The following is a 25,870-nucleotide window of genomic DNA, read 5'->3' as shown; positions in this document are numbered from 1 at the left end:
TACGATGGGCCGCACCCGGCGATCATCGACAGGAGCCCCGCCATGAGCCATCAGGTGGGCGTGGACGGACGACTCGGCCATGGCGTTCGTCCTGTTCGCCCACCTGATGGCTCATGGCGAGGTCCGACCGGGCGCGCTGGCACGGGAGTTCGCCGCGGAGTACGAGCGCGACCCGAATCGGGGGTACGGCCCGTCCATGCACGGCATCCTGCGCAGGATCGGCGACGGCGAGGACTGGCGGACCGTCACCACAGGGCAGTTCGGCGGGCAGGGGTCCTACGGCAACGGTGCCGCGATGCGGGTCGCCCCGCTCGGGGCCTGGTTCCGGGACGGCCTGAAGGGTGCCGCCGAGCAGGCCCGGCTGTCCGCGCTGACCACCCACGCGCACCCGGAGGCCGTCGCGGGGGCGGTGGCCGTGGCGGTCGCCGCCGCGCTGGCCGCCGCCGGTGCGGGTCAACCGGCCGCCCCGCGCGCCGAGTTCCTCCGGGAGGTCGCCTCGCACGTGCCGCGGAGCGATGTCCGCTCCGGTCTGCGGGTCGCCGCGGACTTCCCCGGACGGACCTCGGTACGGCACGCGGCGTCCGTGCTGGGCTCGGGGACGCTCATCTCCGCTCCGGACACCGTGCCGTTCGCCCTGTGGTCCGCCGCGGGTCAACTCGACGATCTGCCCGAGGCGTTGTGGCAGACCGTCGCCGGATGGGGCGACCGGGACACGACCTGTGCCATCGCCGGAGGCGTCGTCGCGGCCCGCACCGGCACCTCCGGCATCCCGTCCGCGTGGCGGCACGCGTGCGAGGCGATCCCGGCCCGGAGCGGCTGGGACGCGCTCGCCGCGAGCACCGTGTAGGCGACGGTCCGCCGCTAGGCGGGGCCGACCGTCGCGGGCAGGGCCTGCCGGGCCGCCGCGACGACGTGCTCCCGCACCAGTTCCATGCACAGCCGCATGTTCTTGTCCGCGATGACGTTGTCCGGGATGCGGCACGCGAACTGCAGTCCCTCGTGGACCCGGGTCACCCAGGCGCACACCTGGTCGCCGTACGACACCCGGATCAGTCCGTACGCCTTCAGTTCCTGCCAGCGCTCCGAGCCGGGCAGGGCGCGCGAGTCGACGTAGGAGACGATCGAGTACAGGTCGGGGGACGTGGGCCGGAAGTCGGCGCCGAGCAGGCGCAGGACGCGGGCGATGGGCATGCGGGCCAGCGGGCGGTTCTCGCGGAGGGTGGCGCGGACCATGCGCAGGGCGTCGTCGAAGCCGGTGGCGTGCTCGACGGGGATCTCGACCGGCGCGCCGCCCACGTACCAGCCGACCGAGTCGGCCCAGCGGGACTTGGCGCGGGTGTGGAAGGGGACGACGGTGCGGTACACGTCGAGGCCGCTGATCTCGCGCGCGGCCAGCGCGACGGCCGCGAGGACGCCGACGAGGCTTCCGCCGTAGGGCCGGCAGTACGCCTCGAAGGCCGCCGCGTCGATGTCGTCGACGAGCATCTCCTGGAGGAACTTCTGTGTGGGCAGCGGTCCTTCGGGGTCGAGGCCGAGCTCGACGGGGAAGTTCGGCAGCTTGCCGTCGCAGCGGGCGATGAACTCGCGCCAGCGGGAGACGACGGTGTGGGTGTCGTCGATCTGGTCGGCGTCGGTCCGCTCGCCCGCGCAGAAGTCGATGTAACTGGCGACGGGAGGCGCCTCGACCGACTCCCCGGCGAGTCCCGCCGCGTACAGCTCGTGGACCTCGCCCGCGATGCGGTGGAGGGAGTAGGCGTCGACGTTGCTGTGGTCGAAGGCCAGGTAGACGCTGGTGCCCTCGTCGCGGACGACCGCCGCGAAAAGGAAGTTGGGCCAGGTGAGCGCGTCCGCCGCCACGTCGAAACGGTCCTGCAGGTAGCGGGTCAGCGTGCCCGCGTCCGCGAACTCCCCCACGTCCTCGCGGTGCAGGGCCACGTCGTCGGCGTCCAGTGTGAAGCGGCGCATCTCGTCGCCGGCCCACCGGAAGCCGCTGCGCAGCGTCTCGTGCCGCAGCATCCAGGACCGCAACGCGCCCTGGAGGACGTCGAGTCGAACCCGACCCGGCATGTCGAAGGCGGTACCGATCCAGGTCGGCACGAACAGTCCGTCCTCGCGGACCGTGCGCGCGGTCCGGATGTGGGACTCCTGCACGTAGGCCGGTGGCCGCGCGTCGTCCGGAAGCGCCCGCGCCGCTCCTACGGCCGTCGGGTGCAGCGTCCACTCGACGAGTCGTCCGGGTCGGATCTCGCACCGCTGAAGGTCACTCATGCGCACAGGGCTCTCCGTTCGCCTGCCCACGGGAGGCCGCCGGGCACCACTGTCGATCCACGCCTCCATGCCGCTCGGGCACCGCTCACTGCATAAGGAGATCAACGATCGGATATTCGGAAAGCAACGCCGTGAACACGCTTTCTGATCAGTCCACTTCAGCCGTGCGGTGGAGTCGCGCGGAGAGGTGGTGCTGCAGCGGCTGTCCCACGGCTTCCAGGTCGTGGGCGAAGGTGAGCGTGGACTCGCCGGTCAGGGTGTAGCGGCGGTGGGTGGCGGTGACCTTCTTGGCGGTGGGGGTGAGGGCCACCTCGTGGGTGCCGAGGTCCACCGTGCCGGCGGCGGCTCTGCCCACGAGGATCTCGGCGATGCCGGTCGGCTGGGTGATCAGTGCCTCGATGTGGGCCTCGGGCCGCAGCCTCCACCAGCCGCTCTCGCGGGCCGCCGGGCGCAGGGGTGTGCCGTCGGGGCCGAGGATCCAGGCGCGGGCCTCGTAGTGGAGGAAGGGACGGCCGTCGTGGGTGAAGGTGACCTCCTGGGCGTAGGTGAAGTCGCTTTCCAGAGTGGGGTATTCGCCCTCGCCCCGGCCGCGCCAGTGGCCCAGGAGACCGAGGACGGGTTCGAGGAGCGGGTGGGGGGGCGGGGTGCTCGCCGGGGTGCCGGGCGTCGGGGTACGGGAGGTGGGACACGGGGTGCGCTCCTGGGTTCGGTCCGCGAGTCGGGTGCGTGACGCGGTGCGTGATTCAGTGCGTGACGCGGTGCGAAGCCTAGGTGCTCCGCGCGTGTGCCCCGACACGTCACCGGTTGCCGTCCGGTCCGCCCGCTACGAAGTCTTTGCCTCCTCGCGGGGACCCCATGAACCGGCCCCCACCTGCGGGGAGTCCCCTCTGTCCACCCCGGCGCGCGGCCGGTCGCCGTGAGTTCACCCTGTCTCTCTTCCCTCGCGTTCTACGCGCGTGGTGTCATGCACCTGCCCGCCACCCCCCACGTGGGCAACAACTCGACCAGGAGTCATGCATGGTGAGGACATTCCTCGGCCGCGCGGGTGTCGCGCTGGCAGCAGGCGCCACCCTCTTCGTCAGCGCGGTCCCCGCGAACGCCGCGACCTACACCGCCTTCGCCTTCTCGCAGTCCGGCACCACACAGCCGACCATCTACGACTTCATCGACTCGGCGACCTCCTCGCTCGACATGACGATGTACGAGCTGGAGGACACCACGGCCGTCAACGACCTGATCGCCCTGGAGAAGAAGGGCGTCACCGTGCGGGTGGTCCTGGACCGCGCGCACCAGTCCGCGAACGGCTCGGCGTACACGGCCCTGACGAACGCGGGCGTGGGTGTCGTGTGGTCACCGTCGTCCTTCGTCTACACGCACCAGAAGACGATCACCGTGGACGGCACCAAGTCCCTTGTCCTGACCGGCAATCTGACCTCGCAGTACTACGCGACCGGCCGCGACTACGGCGTCTTCACCGACGACACCCGTGATGTCGCCGCGATCGAGAAGGTGTTCGCCGCGGACTACGCCGGGACCTCCGTCACGCCGACGGACGGCGACCATCTGCTCTGGTCCCCCACGGACTCGCGCAGCCGCCTGCTGACCGTGATCAACGCGGCCACGAAGACGCTGGACGTGGAGGAGCTGGAGTTCAGCGACAGCACGGTGGTCAACGCGATCGTGGCCCGGGCCAAGGCGGGCGTGACCGTGCGGGTGGTGCTGGAGACCCCGGCCGACTACTCCAGCGAGGTCTCCGCGATCAAAGCGGCCGGCGGCACGGTCGTGGGCTACTCCGACCCCGACGGCTTCTACATCCATGCCAAGGCGATGGTCGCCGACTACGGTCTGTCCACTCAGGAGGTGGAGGCGGGCTCGATGAACATCAGCAGCAACTCCCTCTCCAACAACCGCGAGTTGGGCATCATCCTCACCGGCACGGGCGTCGCCCAGTCCGTCGCCACCACCGTCGAGACCACGTTCAAGAGCGACTACGCGGGCGGTACGGCCGCCTAGGCCCCTCGCGCGACGGCGGCAGGCTCCGGGGGCTGAGTCCTCGGAGCCTGCCGTCACCCCTCCGTCACGGCGTACGCGACCGCAGTCTGCGCAGCATCCGGGCGTCCTCGAAGCCGACCGAGCGTGCGGCGGCGTCGATCGTGGCGCCGTGGCTGATGAGGTGCTCGGCGCGTTCGAGGCGGAGGGTCTGCTGATAGCGCAGCGGAGTGAGGCCGGTGGCCCGGCCGAAGAGCCGGGTGAGGGTGCGCTCGCTGACGCCGACCGCCGTGGCGAGGGCGGGCAGGCGCAGCGTCTCGTCGAAGCGGGTGTCGATGAGGTCCTGGGCGCGGTGCACCGTGTCGTCGAGGTGGGAGCGGTGCCGGAGCATCGCGCTGGCCTGCGGTTCGTGGCCGTTGCGACGGGCGTAGACGACCATGTCCCGGGCGATCTGGGCGGCGGTGGCGGGGCCGTGGCGCATGGCGATCAGATGCAGGGCGAGGTCGATGCCGCTGGCGATGCCGGCCGAGGTGACGACACGGTCGTCGGTGGTGAACAGGACGTCGCGGACGACGGTCGCCTCGGGGTGGCGCAGCGCGAGTTCGTCCTGGACGTCGTGGTGGGTGGTGCACTGGCGGCCGTCGAGGAGTCCGGCCCGGCCGAGCGCGTCGGCCCCGGCGCACACGCTGGCCACGGTTCCGCCGCGGTCATGGTGGTCCCGGAGCGCCCGCAGCACGGGGTCGCCGATGGCGGGCGCGTCGGCCAGCGTGAGGGCACGCCATCCCGGGACCACGACCAGGTCCTCGGGACCCAGCTCGGGCCAGTCGAGCGCCGCCGTCAGCGGCAGCCCCTGGGCGCTGGTGACCAGGGGCTGCTCGGCGACGTAGGCGAGCGTGTACGGGTGCCCGAAGTCGGCTGCCGTGGAGAAGACCTGGGCAGGGCCTGCCAGGTCCAGCAGGTGGACTCCGGGGACCAGGAAGAAGACGACGTTGCTCACGATCCGGTCATCATGCCTGATGTGCGGCGGCGGCTTCCAGTTCGTCGACCGTGGCGATGGTGGCGAAGCGGCCGGCGAGGGCGTACTCGGTGCGCCGGACGACCTCGTCGGCGGGGAGGGTGCGGGGGTCGGCGAGGAGTTCGGCGACGGTCTGGTCGGCGGGGGCATCGCGGTGCGGGATGGGGTTGGTGGCGGTCGCGTCGGTGACGAAGGTGACCTGGTAGCCGAAGTCGCTCGCAACGCGGGTGGTGGTCTCGACGCACTGCTCGGTGCGGATGCCGCAGACGGTGAGGTCGCGGACACCCCGTTCGGTGAGGAGTTGCTGCAGGTTGGTGGTGGTGAAGGCGTTGTGGGAGGTCTTGTGGAGGAGCGGTTCGCCGTCGGCGCGCTCCAGTTCGTCCATCAGCCGGACGTGGCCGAGGGCCGGGTCGAAGACGTCGCCGCTGCCGGGCTCGGAGTGCAGGACCCACACCACGAGGTCGCCGGCCCGGCGGGCGAGCCGGACCAGGCGGCCGACCTGCTCGGCGATCTTCGGGTCGGAGATGGTCGCCCACAGCGGGCGGGCGCGGAAGGATTCCTGGACGTCGATGACGATCAGTGCTCGGGTCATGTCCCCAGACTGCGCCGTGCGGACGGGCGGGCGACAGGCCGCATCGGGTCCGGGACCGGACCGATCCGGTCACCGGGTCGAGCATCCTGTCGCCGTGCCGCTCAGCTGGACGCCGGTGACCGGGTCGGGCGGTTCGCCCCGACTCCGGTCACCGGAGCGAACCGCCCGCGGACCTGGCGCCTACCGCAGTTCGACGAGCAGGTCGCCGCCCTCCACCTGCTGGATGCGGTTGATGGCGAGGCGGGAGACCCGGCCGGACTTCGGCGCGGTGATCGACGCCTCCATCTTCATGGCCTCGATGGTGGCGACGGTGGCCCCGGCCTCCACCTCGTCGCCCTCCTTGACCGCGAGGGTGACCACGCCCGCGAAGGGGGCGGCCACATGGCCGGAGTCGGCGCGGTCGGCCTTCTCGGTGACGGGGACGTCGGAGGCGGCGGAGGTGTCCCGCACCTGGATCGGCCGGAGCTGGCCGTTCAGCGCGGACATCACCGTGCGCATCCCGCGCTCGTCGGCCTCGCCGACGGCCTCCAGCTCGATGAGGAGGCGGACGCCGGGCTCCAGGTCGACGGTGTACTCCTTGCCGGGCCTGATGCCGTAGAAGAAGTCCTTGCTGTCGAGGACGCTGGTGTCGCCGTAGGTCTGGCGGTGGTTCTCGAACTCGCGGGTCGGGCCGGGGAACAGCAGGCGGTTGAGGGTGGCGCGGCGGTCCTTGTCGAGGGCGGTGCGGTCCTCGGGGCTGAGGTCCTGGACGGGCTTGGGGTCGGCGCGGCCCTGGAGCGCCTTGGTGCGGAACGGCTCGGGCCAGCCGCCGGGCGGGGTGCCCAACTCGCCGCGCAGGAAGCCGATCACGGAGTCCGGGATGTCGTACCGGTCGGGGGACGCCTCGAAGTCGGCGGGGCTCACTCCGGCGCCGACCAGGTGCAGGGCGAGGTCGCCGACGACCTTCGAGGACGGGGTGACCTTCACCAAGTGGCCGAGGATGCGGTCGGCGGCGGCGTACATCGCCTCGATGTCCTCGAAGCGGTCGCCGAGGCCGAGCGCGATGGCCTGGGTGCGCAGGTTGGAGAGCTGGCCGCCGGGGATCTCATGGTGGTAGACGCGGCCGGTGGGCGAGGCGAGGCCCGCCTCGAAGGGGGCGTAGATCTTGCGGACGCTCTCCCAGTACGGCTCCAGGTCGCCGATGGCCTGGAGGTCGAGGCCGGTGGGGCGGTCGGAGTGGTCGGTCGCGGCGACGATCGCGGAGAGGGACGGCTGCGAGGTGGTGCCCGCCATGGAGGCCACCGCGCCGTCGACGGCGTCCGCGCCGGCCTGGATCGCGGCGAGGTAGGTGGCGAGCTGCCCGCCCGCGGTGTCGTGGGTGTGCAGGTGGACGGGCAGGCCGAACTCCCGCCGGAGCGCGGACACGAGGGTCGCGGCGGCGGGTGCGCGCAGCAGGCCCGCCATGTCCTTCACCGCGAGGACGTGGGCGCCCGCCTCCACGATCTGCTCGGCCAGCCGGAGGTAGTAGTCCAGCGTGTACAGGCGCTCGTTCGGGTCGGACAGGTCCGAGGTGTAGCAGAGGGCGACCTCGGCGATCGACGTTCCGGTGGCGCGTACGGCGTCGATGGCCGGGCGCATCTGGCCCACGTCGTTGAGCGCGTCGAAGATGCGGAAGATGTCGATGCCGGTGGCGGCGGCCTCCTGGACGAAGGCGTCGGTGACCTGGGTCGGGTAGGGGGTGTAGCCCACGGTGTTGCGTCCGCGCAGCAGCATCTGGAGGCAGATGTTGGGGACGGCCTCACGCAGGGCGGCCAGCCGGTCCCAGGGGTCCTCGGCGAGGAAGCGCAGCGCGACGTCGTAGGTGGCGCCGCCCCAGCACTCCAGGGAGAGGAGCTGGGGCACGGTGTGGGCGACGACCGGGGCGACCGCGAGGAGGTCCTTGGTGCGGACGCGGGTGGCCAGGAGCGACTGGTGGGCGTCGCGGAAGGTGGTGTCGGTGACGCCGATCGTGGGCGACTCGCGCAGGTGGCGGGCGAAGCCTTCGGGGCCGAGTTCGGCGAGCAACTGCCGTGAACCGGCCGGGGGTTCGGCACTGGGGATCGCCGGCAGCTTGGTGGTGGGGTCGATCAGGTCGGGGCGTTCGCCGTGCGGCTTGTTGACCGTGACGTCGGCGAGGTAGGTGAGCAGCTTGGTGCCGCGGTCGGCGGAGTGACGGGCCGTCAGCAGGTGCGGGCGCTGCTCGATGAACGCGGTGGTGATGCGCCCGGCCTGGAAGTCCGGGTCGTCCAGCACCGCTTGCAGGAACGGGATGTTGGTGGCCACACCGCGGATGCGGAACTCGGCGACGGCGCGCCGGGCGCGGTTGACGGCGGTGGTGAAGTCCCGGCCCCGGCAGGTGAGTTTGACCAGCATGGAGTCGAAGTGCGCGCTGATCTCCGTACCCGCGTGGGTGGTTCCGCCGTCGAGCCGGATGCCGGAGCCGCCGGGCGAGCGGTAGGCGCTGATCCGTCCGGTGTCCGGGCGGAAGCCGTTGGCGGGGTCCTCGGTGGTGATGCGGCACTGGAGTGCGGCGCCGTGCAGGGTGACCGTCTCCTGGGAGAGGCCGAGGTCGGCGAGGGTCTCGCCGGAGGCGATGCGCAGCTGGGCCTGGACGAGGTCGACGTCGGTGACCTCCTCCGTGACGGTGTGCTCGACCTGGATGCGCGGGTTCATCTCGATGAAGACGTGGTTGCCGGCCGGGTCGAGGAGGAACTCGACGGTGCCCGCGTTGCGGTAGCCGATCTCGCGGGCGAACCGGACGGCGTCGGCGCAGATCCGGTCGCGCAGTTCGGGGTCGAGGTTGGGCGCGGGGGCCAGCTCGACGACCTTCTGGTGCCGGCGTTGCAGCGAGCAGTCGCGCTCGAAGAGGTGGATGACGTTGCCCTCGCCGTCGGCAAGGATCTGCACCTCGATGTGCCGGGGGTCCACCACGGCCTTCTCCAGGAACACCGTGGCGTCGCCGAACGCGGACATGGCCTCGCGGGCGGCGGCCTCGATGGACTCGCGCAGGGTCGCGGGGTCCTCGACGCGGCGCATCCCGCGCCCGCCGCCGCCGGCGACCGCCTTGACGAACACCGGGAAGCCGATGTCCTCGGCGGCGCGGACCAGTTCGTCGACGTCGGTGGAGGGAGCCGAGGAGCCGAGCACCGGCACTCCGGCCGCGCGGGCGGCGGCGATGGCCGTGGCCTTGTTGCCGGTCATCTCCAGGATGTGGGCGCTGGGACCGACGAAGGTGATGCCCGCCTCCTCGCAGGCGCGGGCGAGTTCGGGGTTCTCGGAGAGGAATCCGTAGCCCGGATAGACCGCGTCCGCTCCCGCCTGCTGTGCGGCCCGGACGATCTCCTCGACGGAGAGGTAGGCGCGGACCGGATGTCCGGGCCGGCCGATCTCGTAGGCCTCGTCGGCCTTGAGCCGGTGCAGCGAATTTCGGTCCTCGTGCGGGAAGACCGCGACCGTTCGGGCGCCCAGCTCATAGCCGGCGCGGAACGCCCTGATCGCGATCTCTCCACGGTTGGCGACCAGCACCTTGCGGAACATTCCCGATCCCTTCAGCCTGCCGATGACGTGCACCATGGTGTCGGCGTCGCCCCTGGAACGCCATGTGAGCCGGGACACTAGTCGCAAACGTGTCGCGTGACGCGGTTCGCGGGGCCGACGGTAAAGAAATCGTATGGTCTAGTCCAAAGTGCACTTTGGTCCAGTCCAATCCATTGACGTGGCCGCGACAGCGCCAGAAGCTGGGCGCCTCCCCCATCCCCACCGGAGGCACAACGTGACACGTCTTCGCGCATGTCTGGTCGCGGCGGCCGCCGTGACGACAGCCGCCGCGGGCACGACCGCGCTGGTCGCGACCACCGCCCAGGGCGCGACCAGCGCGACCACCGCGCTGAGCAACCGCTGGTACGCCGCGGCCCCCTATCTGATGCCGACGGACAACAACCCGCCGGACGCGGGCGCCATCATGGACGCCACGGGCCTCAAGGCCTTCCAGCTCGCCTTCGTCCTCGCCCCCAACGGCGGCGGCTGCTCCCCCACCTGGGGCGGCACCTCACCGGTCTCCTCGGACACCGCCGTCCAGTCGGTCATCAACACGATCCGCGCCAAGGGCGGCGACGTCTCCGTCTCGATCGGCGGCTACGGCGGCACCAAGCTCGGCCAGGCCTGCGCCGACCCGGCCTCGACCGCGGCGGCGTACCAGCAGGTCATCACCAAGTACGGCCTGCACGCGATCGACTTCGACCTGGAGGAGCCGGAGTACGAGAACACGGCGGCCATCCACAACGAGATCGGCGCGGCCAAGATCCTCCAGGCGAACAACCCGGGCCTGTACGTCTCCGTCACCACCGCCGGCACGGCCGACGGCACCGGCTGGTTCGGCAAGCAGATGCTGCTGGAGGCGAAGTCGCAGGGCTTCACGCCCAACAACTTCTCCATCATGCCGTTCGACGGCGGCTTCAACGGCGCGGCCTCGCAGACCAGCGCGCTCACCAACTTCAACTCCATCCTGCAGTCCACGTTCGGCTGGAGCCAGGCGACCGCCTACGCCCACGAGGGCTTCTCGGGCATGAACGGCCGCAGCGACACCGGCGAGTACTTCACCCAGGCGGACTTCCAGACCGTCCTGAACTACGCCACCAGCCACAACATGGACCGCTTCACCTTCTGGTCGCTCAACCGCGACCGGCAGTGCAGCCCGGTCGACAACGGCGGGACCACCTCCGGGACCTGCTCCAGCGTGGCGCAGAACCCCTGGGACTTCGCGAAGTACTCGGTGCAGTTCGCGGGCGTGACCCCGCCGACCGGGACACCCACGCCCACACCGACCCCGACGCCCACCTCGGGCGCGTGCAAGACGGCGTGGAGTTCCTCGGCCGTCTACACGCAGGGCAACGAGGTGTCCTACGGCAACCACAACTGGGTCGCCAAGTGGTGGACCCAGAACGAGGTGCCCGGTGCCTCCCAGTGGGGCCCGTGGCAGGACGAGGGCTCCTGCTGATCCGGCGGGATCAGCAGGACACGGGCGGCGGCGTCAAGCAGGCCTCACAAGGGCGTACTCGGCGTCGCCGTCCGTCATCGTCGGCCCGACTCCCCGGCTAGCCCAGGATGTTGACGGCCCGTGCGACGACCAGGACGACGGTCACCAGGGACACCGAGGACTGCAGCATCATGAGCATCTTGGCCCAGCGCGAGAGCGGCATCACGTCGGTCGGGCTGAAGGCGGTGGAGTTGGTGAAGGACAGGTACAGGTAGTCCAGGAACGCCGGTTCCCAGTCCGGTGGCGCGGTCTCCGGGCTCTGCATCTGGACGAAGAGGAAGTCGGCGTACCGGTGTTGTCCCATGACCCGGGCCATCGGACCGCCGCGGTCCCACTCCCAGTACCACAGGGCGAACACGATGACGTTCGTCAGCCAGATGGCACCGCCGGTCAGCAGCAGCGGTCCGGCCCCCAGCTTCTCCGTGCCCCGGACCAGACCGCTCACCAGGCGGACCGCCGCCCACCCGTTGGCCAGGCTGATCACGCCCATCAGGACGAGACCCGGCCAGCGCAGCCACCGGGTGCCGGGCTCGATCCGTCGCGGGTTGGCGATGAACAGGCCGACCATCAGCACGAGTTCGAGGACGGGCAGCAGCCAGTACGGCTGGAGGGCGAGCCCGTGCGGCAGCATCAGCTGCAGGACGACCGCCACCAGGATGACGGCGGACACCGCCCACCGTGTCTCCCCGCGCGTCACCCGGCGCCACGCGGGCACCACATCGCGCCCGCCGTCCTCCAACAGCCGCTCGACCCTGGCCAAGCGGCTCTCGGCGTCGCCCCTACCGTCCGTACCGTCCGTCATGGCACCGATTGTCCCCGGCCGGGGACCTACCGCCTCACCCGCCCCGCCCCGCGGACGCGCGGCGGCTCCGGCCGGTCGGTCATCCGGTGCCGAACGCGCCCGTGCTGTACGCGCACTCCGTGTAGATGTAGCCCGACCTGAGCGTCGCCGTGTCCGAGGCCGGGGTCGCGGTGGAGCTGTCGGGACGGTGCACGAAGTACGTCGTCCCGGTCGGCAGGCTGATCGTCTTCTGCGGGTAGCTCTTGCCGGAGCTGCACGGCTTGAACCCCTTCAGCAGCGTGGTGGTGAGGGAGTACGACGTGCAGCTGCCGCAGCCCTTCAGGGTGAAGCTGCCGGTGACCGGACCGGTGTACAGGACGGTGATGTCGTCCGGGCTGTCGTTCTTGACGGTGACGGAGATGCTGCCGCCGGACGCGGTCGTCGGCAGCTTCTTGCCCGCGGCCGGGACCGTCTTCGCCACCTCGGCGGCGATGGCGATCTTCTTGGCACGGTCCCGGTTCTTGTCGTGGGTGTTCTTCTTCACGAAGTCGTTCATCGTGCTGAGCGCCGAGTCGAAGTCGCCGCCCTTGTACTGGAAGACACCGCACTGGTAGGCACCGGAGTCGGCCTGTCCGCCCGCCCGCCGCGCGTCCGCGCCGAGCGCGTCGCTCGCGCCCGCCTGCTGACCCTGGAGGGTGCCGATCTGCCCGGCGAGAGTCGTCAACTGCTGCACGGCCGTGCAGGGTTGGCTGCCGCGCACTCCGTCGACCGCCTTGTCCACGGCCGACTTGACGGCGGGTTCGACCTGCTTCGCCTGGGCGGAGTCCGGGAACAGGGTCAGCAGATCACCGAAGTTCCCCGGCCAGTCGGCGCCCTGGGCGGCCAGCCCGGTGGACGCGCACTCGTAGAGCGAGGTGGCCAGCCGGTCGTCGGGCCAGGTGGTGAGCGTGCCCAGTTCCTTCTTGTCGATGGTGCGGGGGACGGTCCGCAGGTACTTCAACTGGGGTATCGCGTCGCAGTAGTTCTTCTGCGCGTAGGCGCCGGCGACCGTCGTGTAGAACGTCTTCATCCGGTCGGGCACGCGGTCGGCCGCCCGCGAACCGGGGTGGTCGGTGCTGAGGTCGTCGTAGACCACCAGCGCCTGGCGGTAGTGCGGTTCGGCCGCCGAGAACGACAACCTCCCGGAATCGGCGACGAGTTGGTCGGCCTTGTCCAGCCGGTCCAGGAGCATCTGCTGAGTCGCCTCGTCGCGCGCGTGGTCGTAGAGGACGACTCCTCCGGCCGGCACGGCGAGCAGGACCAGGCCCAGGACGACCGCGACCGCCATGGGTGCGGGCCAGGCCAGGCGGGTGCGCAGACCGGTCAACGCGCCGTGCACGGCGGCGAGTACGAGGAAGACGACATACAGGGTGACCAGGACGCCGGAGACGCCGTCCGGGTCGGCGGGCAGGGCCACCAGGAGGAGCACGGCGGTCGCGACCCAGCACACGGCCATGAGCAGCCAGCGGCGCATCAGGGCGTAACCGAGCCCGAGACCACTGAGGTTGAGCAGGCCGACCGCCACGGATCTGAGCCGGTCCGGCGGCGCGGGCGGTGGGAACGACGGCATCGGTGGCACGACGCACCCCTGAGCGGACCCGTACTGATCTCCGGACATGCGCTTCCCCCCGATCAACAATGCCCCCGTTACCGTGACTTGTCAGTGTACGGTCGGGTTCAGTGCCAGGACAGTGGGGTCCTGCCGGTCTCGCCACCGCGCGATGTGTCGCGCGGTGGAGGAGTCACGGGGTGATGTCCATGCGCTGGGTGCCGATGACCGACAGCAGGCGCAGGGCGCTCTCGGACGGTGAGCCCGGGACGGTCGTGTAGATCACCACCCGCTGGTCGCGGTCGGCGATGTCCAGGACGTCGCAGTTGACGGTGACCGGGCCGACCACCGGGTGCTGGAAGGTCTTGCAGAAGGTGGGCGCTGCGGCCACGTCGTGGGAGTTCCACAGCTCGGTGAACTCCTCACTGCCCGCAAGGAGTTCGGCCACCAGGTCCTTCAGTTCCGGGTCGTCGGGATAGCGGGCGGACGTGGCGCGCAGGTCCTGGGCGGCGCGCCGGGCGAACTCGTCGGCGTCGGACACGCCGTACAGCCGCCGTCCTGGCAGGTGGGGTCCGAGGAAGACACGGCGCACGAGATTGCGGTCGCGCCTCGGCACGGCCGAGAAGTCCTCCATGAGGGCGGCGGCCAGGTCGTTCCAGGCGATCACCTCGTACGTCGCCGACAGCACGAACGCGGCGGCCTGCGGGAGCCGGTGCACCAGGTCGAGGAGGCTCTGCCGGACCTCGCGCGAAGGACCGGGCGGCGGCCCCGGCGGCACGCCCGCGAGGTGGTGGAGGTGGTCGCGCTCGGCGTCCGTCAGCCGCAGCGCGCGGGCCAGCCCGGCCAGCACCTCGCGCGACGGGTGCGGGCCGCGCGCCTGCTCCAGCCGGGTGTAGTACTCGGTCGAGATGAACGCCAGCTGCGCGGCCTCCTCGCGGCGCAGCCCCGGGGTACGGCGGCGCGGCCCGGCGGGCAGCCCCACCTCGGCCGGGGTGATCCGCTCACGCCTGCTGCGCAGGAAGTCGCCAAGTTCTCGTCGATCCACTCCCCCAGTGTCGGCCGGAGGCGCCCCGCGGATCCAGGTACTGCCGGTGCCTGGATGGGCCCGGCGGTCCGGCGCAGGCTCGGTGCCATGACCAACACACCCACTTCCCCCTCCCTCGGCCTGCTCTCCGGCAAGGTCGCCTTCGTCACCGGCGCGGGGCGCGGCATCGGCGCGGCGGCGGCGCGGCTGTTCGCCCGGGAAGGCGCTCAGGTACTGCTCGCGGCCCGTACGGAGGCCCAGCTGAAGGCGGTCACCGAGGAGATCCGCGCGGCGGGCGGCACCGCCGACCACGTGGTCTGCGATCTCGCCGACGCGACGAGCGTCCGCGCGGCCGTCGACCGCACCGTGGAGCTGTACGGACGCCTCGACGCGGCCTTCAACAACGGCGCCACGATCCAGCGCCCGGGCCCGATGGACGAGTTGACGGAGAGCGAGTTCGACCACGTCTACGACGTGAACCTCAGGGGCGTCTGGCTCGCCATGGCCGCCCAGGTCGCCGCCATCCGCGCCACCGCCGGGACCGGCGCCATCGTCAACAACTCCTCCGTCGGCAGCCTGATGGGCAACCCCGAGCTTCCCGCCTACGCCGCGATGAAGCGCGCGGTCAACAGCCTCACCGAGTCGGCCGCCGTCACCTACGGCCCCGAGGGCATCCGGGTGAACGCCATCGCGCCCGGCAACACCCTCACCGAGATGATCCGGGCCTGGGAGGCGGAGTCACCCGGGCTCCAGGACCGGCTCACGGCGCACACCCCGCTGCGCCGGGCGGCCGACCCCGACGAGATCGCGCAGGCCGCGGCCTGGCTGCTCAGTGACCGGGCGTCCTTCGTGACCGGCACGGTCCTGCGGGTCGACGGCGGCGCCCGGGCCTGAGGCCCGGCGCGCTAGACGGCGGGTTCCCGGCGGTTGTGGCGGCGGATGACGAGCCACGTTATCCAGCCGACGCCGATGACGAACCCGAAGCTGATGATCCGGTACAGCACGACCGTGGCGATCGCGGTGCTGGTCGCGACGCCGCCGGTGACCAGCCCGAGGATCAGCGCGCTGTCGATGAGGCCGAGGCCGCCGGGGATGATCGTGAGGGTCCCGGCGGCCATGCCCGCGCAGAAGGCGAGCAGCAGTTGGGCACCGCTGATCCGTGTGTCGCTGATGGCGTGGAAGCACAGCCAGAGACAGCCCGCGTCGAGCAGCCAGTTGAGGACGGCGAACACCGCGGCGGCGACGGCGTGCCGGGGTTCGAGTCGGGCGGTGCGGAGCTGCTCGACGAAGCCGCGGACGCGGTCCAGGCCCTGGGTCTCGGGCACGTGCCGCAGCCGGTTGACCCGGGCCAGCGCGGCGCGGGTGGCCGGTTCGACCTTCTCGGGGTGGCGGGTGACGCGCCGGATGCCGACGGTCAGCAGGACCACGGCCAGGCCGAGGGTGACGAGGCTGTGCCACTGCAGGCTGCCGTCGGAGGCGACCGCGGAGATCGCGGTGACGACGGCCAGGGCCGCCGCCGAGAGGATGCCGGAGAGCGCGATGCACCAGGAGGCGACGGCGGGGGTGGCTCCGAAGCGGCGCATCTGCTGGTAGTTGAAGTGCGTGGAGAAGGCGGGCCCGCCGGGCAGGGTGACGCTGAGCGAGTGGGCGGCGTAGGCGAGCGCGACGTGTTTCTGGATCGGCACGATCACCCCGGCCGAGCGAAGCAGTCGGCGCTGCATGCGCGCGTAGCAGCCCATGGCGGCCACCTCGGCGACGAGTGCGACGGCGAACCAGTTCAGCCGGGGCGCGCGCAGCTGGGACAGGGCGGCGGCCAGCGAGGGCCAGCCCAGGACCAGTTCGGTGCCGAACAGCGCGAGCAGCACGGTGATCACCGCGGGCCGCAGCCAGCGCCGGCCGCGGCGGGTGGTCGGTTCGGCGAGGGGGGCGGTGGCGTCCGTGGGGTTCACAGGCAGGACCGTCGGTCTCCGTCAGGTGGGCGGGAACGGCATCCGGCCCGTCACCCCCGGACCCCTGCCCGCGAGCGGGCAGGGACATGCGGTCGTCGGGGATTCCGGCGCCGCGCGTCGCGGGGACGGTGTTCTCCGAGCGGGCGGGAAAGGGGGCGCCGGGGCGGAACTGTTCCAGTTTATCCACGATGGTCCGGCCGGCCGGCGTGCGCCCCCGGCGGATCCGGCTCACCGGACGCTGGACCCCAAAGGGCCTACAGGGAGCGGGAGTTCGGCGCGGAGGTGGCATGTTCCTGGTCGTGGCCGGGCTCCGTACCCCGCGGTCCGGGCTCGGCATCGGCGCGGCGGCCGGGCAGGACGGCGAGGACGATCAGCGTGCCCGCGGCCATGATGATCCCGCCGACGAGGCTGGTCCGCGCGACGCCGTGCGCGAAGGCCTCGTGCACGGCGTCGACCAGGGCCTGCGCCTGCTGCGGTCCGGCGGAGGGTGTGTTCGCGATCTGCCGGGCGACCGCCAGGCCGCCGCCGACCGAGTCCTTCGCGGTGTCCAGCGCGGCGGCCGGGAGGTGACCGCCGGCCAGGTCGGTCAGCCTGTCCTTGTAGGTGGTGCCCAGCAGCGAGCCGAGGATGGCGATGCCGAGGGAGCCGCCGAGTTCCAGCGCGGTGTCGTTGGCGCCGCCGCCGACCCCGAGTTCGTTCTCCGGGAACGAGCCCATGATCGTGTCCGTGGCCGGGGAGACGCTGAGTCCGATCGCGAAGCCGAGCAGGAGCATCATCGGCAGGAAGGCGCCGTAGCCGGACGTCTTGTCGACGAGGGTGAGCAGGAAGACCCCCGCGGTGCCGATCGCCATGCCGGTCACGACCATCGGCTTCACGCCCAGCCTGGGCGTCAGCCGCCCGGTGACGAGGGCGCCGACGGACACGGCACCGGCCAGCGGCAGCAATCGTACGCCGGTCTCCAGCGCGCTGTAGCCGAGGACGAACTGCAGGAACTGGGTGGCGTAGTAGATCGCGCCGTAGGTGCCGAAGAAGAAGAACAGGACCGCCAGCATCGAGCCGCTGAAGGCGCGCTCGGTGAACCTGCGGACGTCGAGCATGGGGTGCGGGTGGCGCGACTCCCAGGCGGCGAAGGCCGGCAGACCGACGGCGGCGACGACGGCCGCGGTGACCGGACCCGCGTCCCAGCCGAAGTGCGGGCCCTCGATGAGCGCGTAGACCAGGGCGCCGACCGACACGATCGAGAGCAGACCACCCATGTAGTCGATGCGGCCCATCCCCTCCGCCCTGGACGGCGGCACGAGGACCAGCGCGCCGACCACGGCGAGGAGCGCGATGGGGACGTTGATCAGGAACGTGGAACCCCAGGCGTGGTCCGTCAGCAGCCGGCCCGCGACCAGCGGACCGATGGCGATGGCTAGCCCCGAGGTCGCGGTCCAGGCCGTGATGGCCCGCGCCCGCTCGTGCTTCGGGAAGATCGCGACCAGCAGGGACAGCGTGGCCGGCATGACCACCGCCGCGCCCACCCCCATGACCGCGCGGGCCGCGATGACCATCCCGGTCTCGTGGACCAGGCTCCCCATCACCGATCCGCCGCCGAAGATCACCAGCCCGGTCAGGAGTGCGCCGCGCCGGCTGTACTTGTCGCCGATCGCGCCCAGCACCAGCATCAGCGCGGCATACGGGACGGTGTAGCCGTCGATGACCCACTGCAGGTCGCTGCTGCTCAGGCCGAGGTCGGCGGTCATGTCGGGGGCGGCCACGATCAGCGAGGTGTTCGCCATGACCACGATCAACAGGCTCAGGCAGAGCACGATCAGTGCGGACCAGCGCCGCGGGTACGGCCCTGTCATCTTGTCGACGGGTGTGGTGGCGACGAGCGGCATCGGAGACTCCTGGACGACATTAATTGCTCACTGATGTGCAGGTTATTTTATTGCCCACCGGTGTGCAACTATGCCGATGCGATCCCACGGCCGACCCGGTTCGCCGCCTGCGGCCACCCCGAGGAACCCCGAGGAAAGAGAGCCATGCACGAGCACCACGAGATGGACGAGCCACACGACCTGCGCGCGCATCACGAGACGGACGCGCCCGCCGAGCCGCTGGACGCGCACGGTCCGCCCCGCAGGAACCGGCACCGGGCCGCCGTCGCCGTCGGCTCCCTGCTCGCGCTGCTGCTCGTGCCCGCCGCGGCCGACCGCGTGGCGACGGCCCGGGTCGAGGCCCGTACGGCCACGGCCTTCCAGGCGGGCATGCACACGCCCTCGGCGCCGGACGTCCACGTGCGCGGCTTCCCCGTGCTGACCCAGCTGGCCTCCGGCACCCTGCGGCACGTGGACATCACCGCGCACGACCTACCGGCGGGCGCCACCACGGGCCCGCTGCCGCTGAGCGAACTCTCGCTGCGGCTCACGGACCTGAGAAGGTCCGACGACGACTCGGAGGCACGGGCCCACTCGGCGGAGGCGACCGCCCTGCTGTCCTACCCGGACCTGTCCGCCACCCTGGGCCCGGCGATCTCCCGGGGCAGCCGCCCCGGCCAGGTCCGCGCGACCGTCCCCCTGCCCACCGGCGGCCACCTCACCGTGACGACGACGGTCTCGGTGCTCCCCGGCAACCGCATCGCCTTCCAGGACTTCCAGGTCACGGGCGGCCCGCTGGCGGACCTGGGACGTGCGGCACTCACCGGGGCCTTCGCGCGGCCGATCCGGCTCCGGAACATCCCGCAGGGCCTCGGCCTGCGCTCGGTCACCGCGACGGACAGCGGGCTCAGCGCCCGGCTGTCGGGCGAGTCGGTCACCTTCCGCGCCGACGCCACCGCGGGGACCGACGCGTCGTCCAGCGGCGCCTGAGGGTCAGTCGTCCGCGGCGGCGGCCCGGCCCGTCGGCGCTACCTCGTCCACCACGGTCCGCGCCTGCTTCTCCGGCACACCGGCGGCGATCAGCGAGGCGACCGCCGCTCGGGTGCCGTCGTCGTCCAGCTCCCCGGAGTTGACCTCTTCGAGCAGGGCGATCGACATGGCCTCCAGTCCGGCGCTGAGCACGGCGGCCGACAACTGGCTGTGGAAGACGCCCTCGCGCTGCCCCCGGCCCAGGATGGTCGCGGCCACACCGCGCGCCGGCGACAGGATCTCCGTGACCCGCTCCACGCCCAGGTCGCGCCGGGCCAGCGCCAGGAGCAGCCGGTAGCGGTCGCCCACGGTCCACATCGACAGCACGAACCGCGCGTACGACCGCTCGGCCGGCTCCGCCTCCGCGCCGGACGGCTCCGGCTCGGCGGGCAGCGCGGCCCGCAGCGCCTCCGACGCCTCCTCGGCCAGCGCCTCCAACAGCGCCTCCCGGCCGGGGAAGTGCCCGAACAGAGTCCGTCGTACGACGCCGGAGGCGCGCGCGAGTTCCTCCAGGGTGATGTCGGGGTTGCGGCCGAGTTCCCGGCGGGCCGTGGCCAGGATGCGTTCCCGGTTGGAGCGCGCGTTGCTGCGCTGGGGGACACGGGCCGGGGATTTGGTCACGGACAACCTCGGTGAAGTGCGGGAACAGGGCCGAGCGGTACGCCCAGTCTGGCACGGGCCCCGAGCGCCGCGGCGGCGCGGCGCAGCGGGCACCGCCGACACCGGCGGCCCTGGCAGTCGTGGCCGCCGTCGGCATCGGCCGACGTCAGCGACCGGCGCGCAGATGCCGGTCGAGCCGCTCCCGCGCGCTGTCCACGCTCAGTCCGAGCGCCCTTCCGAGGGCCTCGCCGGACACGTCGTCGGCCTGCACCCCGTACGCGGCCTCCTTGCCGACGCGCCCCGCCATCCGCTCCAGCATGGCCACCGCCTTCAGGGCGGCGACCGGCGCGGTCTCCGCGAGCGCGTCGAGCCGCTGCTCCACCTGCCGCATCAGGCAAGAGAGTTCCTCGGGCAGCGGGATCGTGCGCCGCTCGACCGCGCGGATGTGTTCCCACCAGTCGTCGTACGCGTCGGAGGTGTCCAGGTCGTCGAGGTCGTGGCCGTCGACCTGCTCCCAGTCGATGGGATGGCTCTCCCCGCGCCAGCCGCACGCGCAGGACGCCCGCCGGGCCGCCGCCTTCGGCCGCCCCAACCAGCCGTTGTACGCCCACCATTCACCTGTCTCGAAGCCGCAACCGTCCCTGCCCACATCGAGATGGACCGGCTTCGGCTCGCTGCCGTCGGCGAGGACCGCCCCCACGAAGCCCTCGTGGGACTCCCCGAACTCCTCACTCCGCCACGCCACAACTCCCCCTTCCGGCAACCCCGCGAGGGCCGGGCCCGCACCAGAGGTGCCCGGCCCGGCCGCAGGACGAGAGTGCCGCAGAACGGATGTCCGGGGAGGACGAAATCACCGACAGCCCGGCCGGTCGGGACCTTCGGCCCGATCGGTCCGTCAGGCGACCGCGGGGTCGAGCAGCCCCGCGCGGAGGCGGCGGAGCATCCGGCTGATGAGCCGGGAGACATGCATCTGGGAGATGCCGAGCCGCTCGCCGATCTCGGCCTGCGTGCACTCCTCGACATAGCGCATGTGGATGATCTGCCGCTCGCGCTCGTCGAGTTGGGCGATCAGCGGGGCCAGGGAGCTGAGGTCGTCGACGAGTTCCATCCCCGGGTCGTCCTCGCCGATGACGTCGGCCAGGACGGTCTCGCCCTCGGCGCCCGCGTCGGAGCTGAGCGCCGCGTCGAGCGAGGAGGAGGTGTAGCCGTTGGAGGCCTTGCGGGCCTCGATGACCTCTTCCTCGGAGAGGCACATCAGCTCGGACAGCTCACGCGTGGTGGGCGTACGGCCGAGGCGGGACCGCAGTTCCTCGGTCGCCTTGGCCAGCTCGACGCGGGCCTCCTGGAGCCGGCGCGGTACGTGGACGGCCCAGCTGGTGTCGCGGAAGAAGCGCTTGATCTCACCGACGATGTAGGGGACGGCGAACGACGTGAACTCCACCTGCCGGGAGAGCTCGAACCGGTCGATCGCCTTGATGAGTCCGATGGTGCCGACCTGGACGATGTCCTCCATCTCGTTGTTGCTGCGGCTGCGGAAGCGCGCCGCCGCGTAGCGCACGAGGGAGAGGTTCATCTCGATCAGGGTGTTGCGCACGTACTGGTGCTCGTGAGTGCCCTCCTCCAGCGAGGCCAGCCGGTCGAAGAACTGGCGCGACAGCTCACGCGCGTCCTTCGGGCTCACCTTCGACGGCTGCGCGATCCGCGGAAGCGCTTCCCCTGCCGTCGTCCGCCGTCCTGCCGTGGCCGGTGCCTCCGCTGCCGTCACGGCTGCCATAACGCCCACCCCATTCGTCCGAAGAAACTGTCGACAAAAGCCCCCTGCCCCCGATCCCGCGACTCACTCCCCCTCATCCGGACAATTTCGGGGCGCGCGCCTCGTTTCCCGTGAACAGGGGGAACGACAGGGCCGGTTCAGTCGCTCTTGCGGCCGACCCCCGCGTAGACCCAGTACTCCGACGGCTTCTCCGGGATCTCGTCCTCCGAGTCCGGACGCCACAACGGGACGTAGGTCAGGCCGGGTTCGGCGAGGTCGAAGCCGTCGAACAGACCGTGGATCTCCTCGTAGGAACGGGCGGTGACCGGCGAAGTGGCCTTGGAGCTGTACAGCTTGCCCACGGCCGCCGCGGTGTCCGGGCGGTCCTCGTTGGTGGCGTGGCTCATGGCCAGCCAGCTGCCGTGCGGGAGTTCGTCGCGGAACGCGGCGACGATGCCCGCCGGGTCCTCGGCGGGGGTGACGAAGTGCAGGATCGTGATCATCAGGACGGCGACCGGCTGCTCGAAGTCGATCAACTTCCGTACCTGCGGGGCGGACAGGACATCGGCCGGCCGCCGGATGTCACCGTCGACGATGGCCGCGTCCGGGTTGTCGGCGAGAAGGGAGGCGCTGTGGGCGACGGCCACCGGGTCGTTGTCCACGTAGACCACGCGCGCTCCGGGGCTGGCGGCCTGGGCGACCTCGTGGACGTTGCCCTGGGTGGGGATGCCCGAGCCGAGGTCGATGAACTGCCGTACCCCGGAGGCGATCAGGAAGCGCACCGCCCGGCCGAGGAAGTCGCGGTTGGCCCGCGCCAGGGTGCGCACCTGGGGGTCGATCGCGGTGAAGGCCGCGAGCGCCTCGCGGTCTATGGCGAAATTGTGTTCACCGCCCAGCATCGCGTCGTACATTCGGGCGACACTCGCCTTGCCCGGGTCGATCCCCTGCGGCAAACCTCCAGTTTCCGGCACCACAACTCCCTCTCGCCACAAGATCCTTGACGAGTCATCATATAGTTGCCGACGAAAGCACGGCAGACCGCTTGCCTCCCCCACGTCACGCGGCCGGTCCCCCACCCTGAAAGGCACGACCCTGCGGAACGAACCGCGCAGTCACCCAGGTGACGCGCTCCCTGCCGTGCCCCCACCACGCCGCAGGCAGGCCTTCGCCCCCGCCGCCGACGTGATCGGCTCGGAGCTCGACCTGCGGCTGACCGGCAGCCATGTCGTGCACGCGCTGACACCCGGGTTCTGCGACGCCGCGTCGGTGTACCTGCTGGAGCGATGGGTGCTGGAGGAGGACGCGTATCCCGCCGCCGATCCACCGCAGATCGAGGCACGGAGGCTGGCGCTGCGGGTCGGCGCGGAGGCGGCGGAGGCCTGGGACGGCGTGCTGCCGGTCGGCGAGGTGGTCGTGTTCCCTCGCGAGACCCCGTACGCACGCGCCCTGGCCAGCGGGCACACGCAGTTGCTCGACGGGGTGGACAAGCACACCTCGGAGCGGCTGCTGGCCTCCGCGGGCGGTGACGCCAAGCGCATAGACGATCTGCTGGGCACCGCGTCCTTCCTCGTCGTACCGCTCCAGCTGCGGGGCGCCACCGTCGGGTTCGTCGCCTGCACCCGCGGCCCCGACCGGGATCCGTTCCTGCCGGGCGAGGCCGTCGCCGTGGAGTCGCTGGCGGCGCGGGCGAGCGTGGCCCTGGACAACGCGCGCCGCTACGAACGCGAGCGCCGCACCGCCCTCGCCATCCGCAACAGCCTGCTGCCGGACCCGGCCCGCGCGCTCGACGGCTGCCGCATAGCGCACGGCTATCTCCCGGCCGGCCAGGCGAACATCATCGGCGGCGACTGGTTCGACGTCCTGCCGCGCCCCGGCGGCCGGGTCGGCCTGGTCGTCGGCGACGCGATGGGCCACGGCCCCGAGTCCGCCGTGGCGATGATCCAGTTGCGCACGGCGGTCCGCACCCTGGCGCGACTCGACATGGAACCGGCCGAACTCCTGCGCAGACTCGACGAGTTGGCGTGCGACACCCCGGGCGCGTCCTTCGCCACGTGCATCTACGCCGAGTGGGACGCGCAGGCGCACTCGTGCACCCTGGTCGGCGCCGGCCATCCGCCGCCGCTGCTGCGCGGCCCGGACGGACCGACCGCACCGGTCACGCTCACCAGCCCGGGACTGCCGCTGGGGCTCGGCACGGGCAACTACGAGGCCACGGTGGTGACCATCGACGAACCGGCCCTGCTCCTCCTCTACAGCGACGGCCTGGTCGAGTCCCGGCACACCGACATCGACCAGGAGATCGCCCGGCTGGCCCGGACCCTCGACACGGCCGCCGAGCCCGCCCCGGCCGGTGAAGCCGACCCGCCCGGCGCGCCCGACCCGTTCCCCTCGCTGTGCGAGCGGCTGCTGCGCGCTCCGTGTTCGGCGCCCGGGGCGGACGATCGCACCCTGCTGCTGGCCGAGTTGACGCCCGCGACCACCTGAACAGGCCGCGGGCGTCCGCTCCCCCTCCGCGTGTCCGGCGTCAGCAGCCGGTGGACAGAGTGGCCCAGACGGCTTTTCCGCCGGTGAGCCCCGATCGGTCGACCCCCCAGGTCTCCGCGATCTCATTCACGATGAACAGTCCGCGCCCGCTCTCGTCGTCGAGGCACGGCTCGCATCTGGACAGGTTGCTGCCCGTGTAGTCGTGGTCGTGGACCTCGATCCGGAGACTACGGTCGGTGACGAAGCCGACACCGCACAGGAGTCGCGCGCTGGGCGTGTGGCACACGCCGTTGGTGGCCAGCTCCGAGATGAGCAGCACCGCGTCGTCACGGACCGGTTCGGGCAGCCGCCACCTGGCGAGCTGCGCGCCCATGGCGTGCCGGGCGGTCCGGACACCGGAGCGGTGCGCCGGGAGTTCCAGCCAGTGCGCCAGGTCCGGGCTGGCGACGTCTAAGAGCTGCGGGGAGGGAGTCGTGTGGGGGGACACGGTGGTTCGCCTTCCATCGGGGGCGGGCGCAGGCGGGAGACGCACGGCGTGGGCAACAGGCCTGCCGGACTTGGCTAGTTCGGTGGACGGCCTAGATCGCTCACGCAAGTAACTATGCCCATAGCTCAGTTCAAGCTGCAACCGACTCCCTGATAATTTCAGAACGACCGTTACTGTCTGGCGGCATCAGCAAGTCGCTGTCAGACTAACGCCGGTGACAGTCCCTCAGGAGGTTTGGGCGTGAGCGAAGCTCGGTCGAGCACCGGCGCCGGTGCACCCACGGTTCTCCGCATGATCCTCGGCCGACGGCTGCAGGATCGGCGGCAGGACGCCGGGGTGTCCCTGGAGAACGCCGCGAAGGCTCTGCGGGTCACGTCCCTGACCATCCGCCGGCTGGAGAAGGCCGAGGTCGGCCTCAAACCGCTCTATGTCGAGAAGCTCCTGGAGACCTACGGCGCCGAGCGCCAGGAGATCGAGGAGTTCGTCGCCCTCGCCGAGCGGGCCAACGAGCCCGGCTGGTGGCACGCCTACCGTGACGTGCTCCCGGGCTGGTTCACCGCCTACGTGAGCCTGGAGACCGGCGCCAAGACCCTGCGTACCTATGAGCCGCACTACGTCACGGGACTCCTCCAGACGTACGACTACGCGCGAGGCGTCCTGAGCGGCGGCTTCCCGAACGACAACGACGAAGACCTTGAACGGCGGGTGCAGTTGCGTCTGCGCCGCCAGAGTCTGCTGGAGAGGCCGGAGTCGCCCACGCTGTGGGCGGTGCTGGAAGAAGCCGTGCTCCACCGGGTGGTGGGCGGTCCCAAGGTCATGCGGGACCAGATAGACCGGCTCCTCGAGGTCTCGGAACTGGACCACGTCAGTGTCGACATCGTCCCGTTCTCCGCGGGTGCCCACGTCGGGGCGTGCGCACCCTTCACCTATTTCCGGTTCCAGGAACCGGAGCTGCCCGACGTCGTCTACAGCGAGATCCTCTCCGCCTCCATGTACCTGGACCAACGGTCCGATGTCGTGGCGCATCTGGAGGCGCACAACAGGATGTCGCTGCTGACCTCGTCCGCGGACAGCAAGGCGCTCTTGAACCGCATGCGCAAGGAGTACTCATGACCACCACCGACGACATGGTCTACAACGGGATGCCCGCGTCGAAGCTCGGCGAGCAGGGCTGGGAGTGCCCCTGGAGCGGTCCCAACGGGGGTCAGTGCGTGGAGACGAAGCAACTCGCCGACGGACGCGTCGCGTTGCGCCAGTCGACCGATCCCGCGGGACCCGCGCTCATCTACACGCCCCAGGAGATGGCCGCGTTCGTCGACGGGGTCAAGCGGGGACTGGCCGACCATCTGATGGCCGGCTGAACAAGACCACGGGCGTGGGATTCCGGAGCCGGCCC

Annotated in this window: 21 protein-coding genes and 2 pseudogenes; 8 read left to right on the top strand and 15 right to left on the bottom strand. The window is 71.4% G+C overall.

Features of this window, described 5'->3' with window-relative positions; translation table 11 throughout:
- Positions 1 to 55: 55 nt before the first annotated feature.
- A pseudogene (locus ACIPTO_RS37110) lies at positions 56 to 847 on the top strand (ADP-ribosylglycohydrolase family protein); the annotation flags it as partial.
- 14 nt (positions 848 to 861) lie between these two features.
- Here the strand turns inward: ACIPTO_RS37110 and ACIPTO_RS37105 are convergent.
- Together ACIPTO_RS37105 and ACIPTO_RS37100 are read right to left on the bottom strand one after the other, a co-directional pair.
- Complete coding sequence (locus ACIPTO_RS37105) at positions 862 to 2,268, bottom strand: condensation domain-containing protein (RefSeq protein ID WP_366315386.1); 1,407 nt, start codon at positions 2,266 to 2,268, stop codon at positions 862 to 864.
- Between the two features lie 148 nt (positions 2,269 to 2,416).
- Positions 2,417 to 2,957: pseudogene (locus ACIPTO_RS37100) on the bottom strand (FABP family protein).
- Positions 2,958 to 3,285: 328 nt separating this feature from the next.
- On the opposite strand from ACIPTO_RS37100, the gene ACIPTO_RS37095 reads away from it, so the two are divergent.
- Positions 3,286 to 4,281 (top strand): phospholipase D-like domain-containing protein, encoded by a 996-nt coding sequence (locus ACIPTO_RS37095; protein ID WP_401199428.1) that lies wholly within the window; start codon positions 3,286 to 3,288, stop codon positions 4,279 to 4,281.
- Between the two features lie 64 nt (positions 4,282 to 4,345).
- Here ACIPTO_RS37095 and ACIPTO_RS37090 read toward each other — a convergent pair whose 3' ends face one another.
- The 3 genes from ACIPTO_RS37090 to ACIPTO_RS37080 form a co-directional block, all read right to left on the bottom strand.
- Complete coding sequence (locus tag ACIPTO_RS37090; RefSeq protein ID WP_401199426.1) at positions 4,346 to 5,254, bottom strand: GlxA family transcriptional regulator; 909 nt, start codon at positions 5,252 to 5,254, stop codon at positions 4,346 to 4,348.
- A gap of 10 nt (positions 5,255 to 5,264) precedes the next feature.
- Positions 5,265 to 5,864: a cysteine hydrolase family protein gene (locus ACIPTO_RS37085; RefSeq protein WP_401199424.1), complete on the bottom strand. Its 600-nt coding sequence runs from the start codon at positions 5,862 to 5,864 to the stop codon at positions 5,265 to 5,267.
- 180 nt (positions 5,865 to 6,044) lie between these two features.
- The gene (locus ACIPTO_RS37080; RefSeq protein ID WP_366315841.1) at positions 6,045 to 9,419 is read right to left on the bottom strand and encodes a pyruvate carboxylase; all 3,375 of its coding nucleotides are present in this window, start codon (positions 9,417 to 9,419) and stop codon (positions 6,045 to 6,047) included.
- Positions 9,420 to 9,654: 235 nt separating this feature from the next.
- Between ACIPTO_RS37080 and ACIPTO_RS37075 the strand changes: the two genes are divergently transcribed.
- Positions 9,655 to 10,878 carry a chitinase gene (locus ACIPTO_RS37075; RefSeq protein ID WP_366315395.1) on the top strand — a complete coding sequence of 408 codons (1,224 nt, stop codon included), beginning with the start codon at positions 9,655 to 9,657 and terminating at the stop codon, positions 10,876 to 10,878.
- A 97-nt stretch (positions 10,879 to 10,975) separates the two neighbouring features.
- Here the strand turns inward: ACIPTO_RS37075 and ACIPTO_RS37070 are convergent, their stop codons facing one another.
- From ACIPTO_RS37070 to ACIPTO_RS37060, 3 genes are all read right to left on the bottom strand, one after another.
- Positions 10,976 to 11,719 carry a hypothetical protein gene (locus ACIPTO_RS37070; RefSeq protein ID WP_401199422.1) on the bottom strand — a complete coding sequence of 248 codons (744 nt, stop codon included), beginning with the start codon at positions 11,717 to 11,719 and terminating at the stop codon, positions 10,976 to 10,978.
- Between the two features lie 79 nt (positions 11,720 to 11,798).
- Positions 11,799 to 13,307 (bottom strand): hypothetical protein, encoded by a 1,509-nt coding sequence (locus tag ACIPTO_RS37065; protein WP_401199480.1) that lies wholly within the window; start codon positions 13,305 to 13,307, stop codon positions 11,799 to 11,801.
- 172 nt (positions 13,308 to 13,479) lie between these two features.
- Positions 13,480 to 14,331 carry a helix-turn-helix transcriptional regulator gene (locus ACIPTO_RS37060; RefSeq protein WP_401199420.1) on the bottom strand — a complete coding sequence of 284 codons (852 nt, stop codon included), beginning with the start codon at positions 14,329 to 14,331 and terminating at the stop codon, positions 13,480 to 13,482.
- Positions 14,332 to 14,418: 87 nt separating this feature from the next.
- Between ACIPTO_RS37060 and ACIPTO_RS37055 the strand changes: the two genes are divergently transcribed.
- Positions 14,419 to 15,204, top strand: a complete 786-nt coding sequence (locus ACIPTO_RS37055; protein WP_401199418.1) for an SDR family NAD(P)-dependent oxidoreductase — start codon at positions 14,419 to 14,421, stop codon at positions 15,202 to 15,204.
- An 11-nt stretch (positions 15,205 to 15,215) separates the two neighbouring features.
- Here ACIPTO_RS37055 and ACIPTO_RS37050 read toward each other — a convergent pair whose 3' ends face one another.
- Both ACIPTO_RS37050 and ACIPTO_RS37045 read right to left on the bottom strand, forming a co-directional pair.
- Entirely contained in the window at positions 15,216 to 16,259 is a 1,044-nt protein-coding gene (locus ACIPTO_RS37050; RefSeq protein ID WP_366315405.1) for a YbhN family protein, read from the bottom strand.
- 254 nt (positions 16,260 to 16,513) lie between these two features.
- The gene (locus tag ACIPTO_RS37045) at positions 16,514 to 18,142 is read right to left on the bottom strand and encodes an MFS transporter (RefSeq protein WP_401199416.1); all 1,629 of its coding nucleotides are present in this window, start codon (positions 18,140 to 18,142) and stop codon (positions 16,514 to 16,516) included.
- Positions 18,143 to 18,286: 144 nt separating this feature from the next.
- Between ACIPTO_RS37045 and ACIPTO_RS37040 the strand changes: the two genes are divergently transcribed.
- Positions 18,287 to 19,111, top strand: a complete 825-nt coding sequence (locus tag ACIPTO_RS37040) for a DUF2993 domain-containing protein (protein ID WP_401199414.1) — start codon at positions 18,287 to 18,289, stop codon at positions 19,109 to 19,111.
- 3 nt (positions 19,112 to 19,114) lie between these two features.
- Here ACIPTO_RS37040 and ACIPTO_RS37035 read toward each other — a convergent pair whose 3' ends face one another.
- The 4 genes from ACIPTO_RS37035 to ACIPTO_RS37020 form a co-directional block, all read right to left on the bottom strand.
- The gene (locus ACIPTO_RS37035) at positions 19,115 to 19,771 is read right to left on the bottom strand and encodes a TetR family transcriptional regulator (RefSeq protein ID WP_401199412.1); all 657 of its coding nucleotides are present in this window, start codon (positions 19,769 to 19,771) and stop codon (positions 19,115 to 19,117) included.
- 145 nt (positions 19,772 to 19,916) lie between these two features.
- On the bottom strand, positions 19,917 to 20,495 hold the full coding sequence (locus tag ACIPTO_RS37030; protein WP_401199410.1) for a hypothetical protein: 579 nt from the start codon (positions 20,493 to 20,495) through the stop codon (positions 19,917 to 19,919).
- Between the two features lie 150 nt (positions 20,496 to 20,645).
- Positions 20,646 to 21,524 (bottom strand): SigB/SigF/SigG family RNA polymerase sigma factor, encoded by an 879-nt coding sequence (locus tag ACIPTO_RS37025; RefSeq protein WP_401199408.1) that lies wholly within the window; start codon positions 21,522 to 21,524, stop codon positions 20,646 to 20,648.
- 137 nt (positions 21,525 to 21,661) lie between these two features.
- Positions 21,662 to 22,456 (bottom strand): SAM-dependent methyltransferase, encoded by a 795-nt coding sequence (locus ACIPTO_RS37020; RefSeq protein WP_401199406.1) that lies wholly within the window; start codon positions 22,454 to 22,456, stop codon positions 21,662 to 21,664.
- Positions 22,457 to 22,640: 184 nt separating this feature from the next.
- On the opposite strand from ACIPTO_RS37020, the gene ACIPTO_RS37015 reads away from it, so the two are divergent.
- A complete protein-coding gene (locus ACIPTO_RS37015) occupies positions 22,641 to 23,987 on the top strand; it encodes a SpoIIE family protein phosphatase (RefSeq protein ID WP_366315419.1) in 1,347 nt (448 codons plus the stop codon).
- Positions 23,988 to 24,027: 40 nt separating this feature from the next.
- Here ACIPTO_RS37015 and ACIPTO_RS37010 read toward each other — a convergent pair whose 3' ends face one another.
- Positions 24,028 to 24,474, bottom strand: a complete 447-nt coding sequence (locus ACIPTO_RS37010; RefSeq protein ID WP_366315421.1) for an ATP-binding protein — start codon at positions 24,472 to 24,474, stop codon at positions 24,028 to 24,030.
- A gap of 240 nt (positions 24,475 to 24,714) precedes the next feature.
- Between ACIPTO_RS37010 and ACIPTO_RS37005 the strand changes: the two genes are divergently transcribed.
- Both ACIPTO_RS37005 and ACIPTO_RS37000 read left to right on the top strand, forming a co-directional pair.
- Positions 24,715 to 25,587 (top strand): helix-turn-helix transcriptional regulator, encoded by an 873-nt coding sequence (locus ACIPTO_RS37005; protein WP_366315423.1) that lies wholly within the window; start codon positions 24,715 to 24,717, stop codon positions 25,585 to 25,587.
- Positions 25,584 to 25,835: a DUF397 domain-containing protein gene (locus tag ACIPTO_RS37000; protein ID WP_366315425.1), complete on the top strand. Its 252-nt coding sequence runs from the start codon at positions 25,584 to 25,586 to the stop codon at positions 25,833 to 25,835. The genes ACIPTO_RS37005 and ACIPTO_RS37000 overlap by 4 nt, the downstream gene beginning before the upstream one ends.
- Positions 25,836 to 25,870 lie beyond the last annotated feature (35 nt).

The sequence above is a fragment of the Streptomyces sp. NPDC090083 genome (assembly GCF_044747445.1).
Lineage (GTDB): Bacteria > Actinomycetota > Actinomycetes > Streptomycetales > Streptomycetaceae > Streptomyces.
The sequence above is the reverse complement of the archived record's forward strand: the minus strand, read 5'-3'. Positions and strand labels throughout refer to the sequence as shown.

Coding starts and splice junctions, on each gene's coding strand:
- ACIPTO_RS37105 (WP_366315386.1), bottom strand. CDS start 2,268: ATGAGTGACCTTCAGCGGTGCGAGATCCGACCCGGACGACTCGTCGAG.
- ACIPTO_RS37095 (WP_401199428.1), top strand. CDS start 3,286: ATGGTGAGGACATTCCTCGGCCGCGCGGGTGTCGCGCTGGCAGCAGGC.
- ACIPTO_RS37085 (WP_401199424.1), bottom strand. CDS start 5,864: ATGACCCGAGCACTGATCGTCATCGACGTCCAGGAATCCTTCCGCGCC.
- ACIPTO_RS37080 (WP_366315841.1), bottom strand. CDS start 9,419: ATGTTCCGCAAGGTGCTGGTCGCCAACCGTGGAGAGATCGCGATCAGG.
- ACIPTO_RS37070 (WP_401199422.1), bottom strand. CDS start 11,719: ATGACGGACGGTACGGACGGTAGGGGCGACGCCGAGAGCCGCTTGGCC.
- ACIPTO_RS37065 (WP_401199480.1), bottom strand. CDS start 13,307: ATGCCGTCGTTCCCACCGCCCGCGCCGCCGGACCGGCTCAGATCCGTG.
- ACIPTO_RS37055 (WP_401199418.1), top strand. CDS start 14,419: ATGACCAACACACCCACTTCCCCCTCCCTCGGCCTGCTCTCCGGCAAG.
- ACIPTO_RS37045 (WP_401199416.1), bottom strand. CDS start 18,142: ATGCCGCTCGTCGCCACCACACCCGTCGACAAGATGACAGGGCCGTAC.
- ACIPTO_RS37040 (WP_401199414.1), top strand. CDS start 18,287: ATGCACGAGCACCACGAGATGGACGAGCCACACGACCTGCGCGCGCAT.
- ACIPTO_RS37025 (WP_401199408.1), bottom strand. CDS start 21,524: ATGGCAGCCGTGACGGCAGCGGAGGCACCGGCCACGGCAGGACGGCGG.
- ACIPTO_RS37000 (WP_366315425.1), top strand. CDS start 25,584: ATGACCACCACCGACGACATGGTCTACAACGGGATGCCCGCGTCGAAG.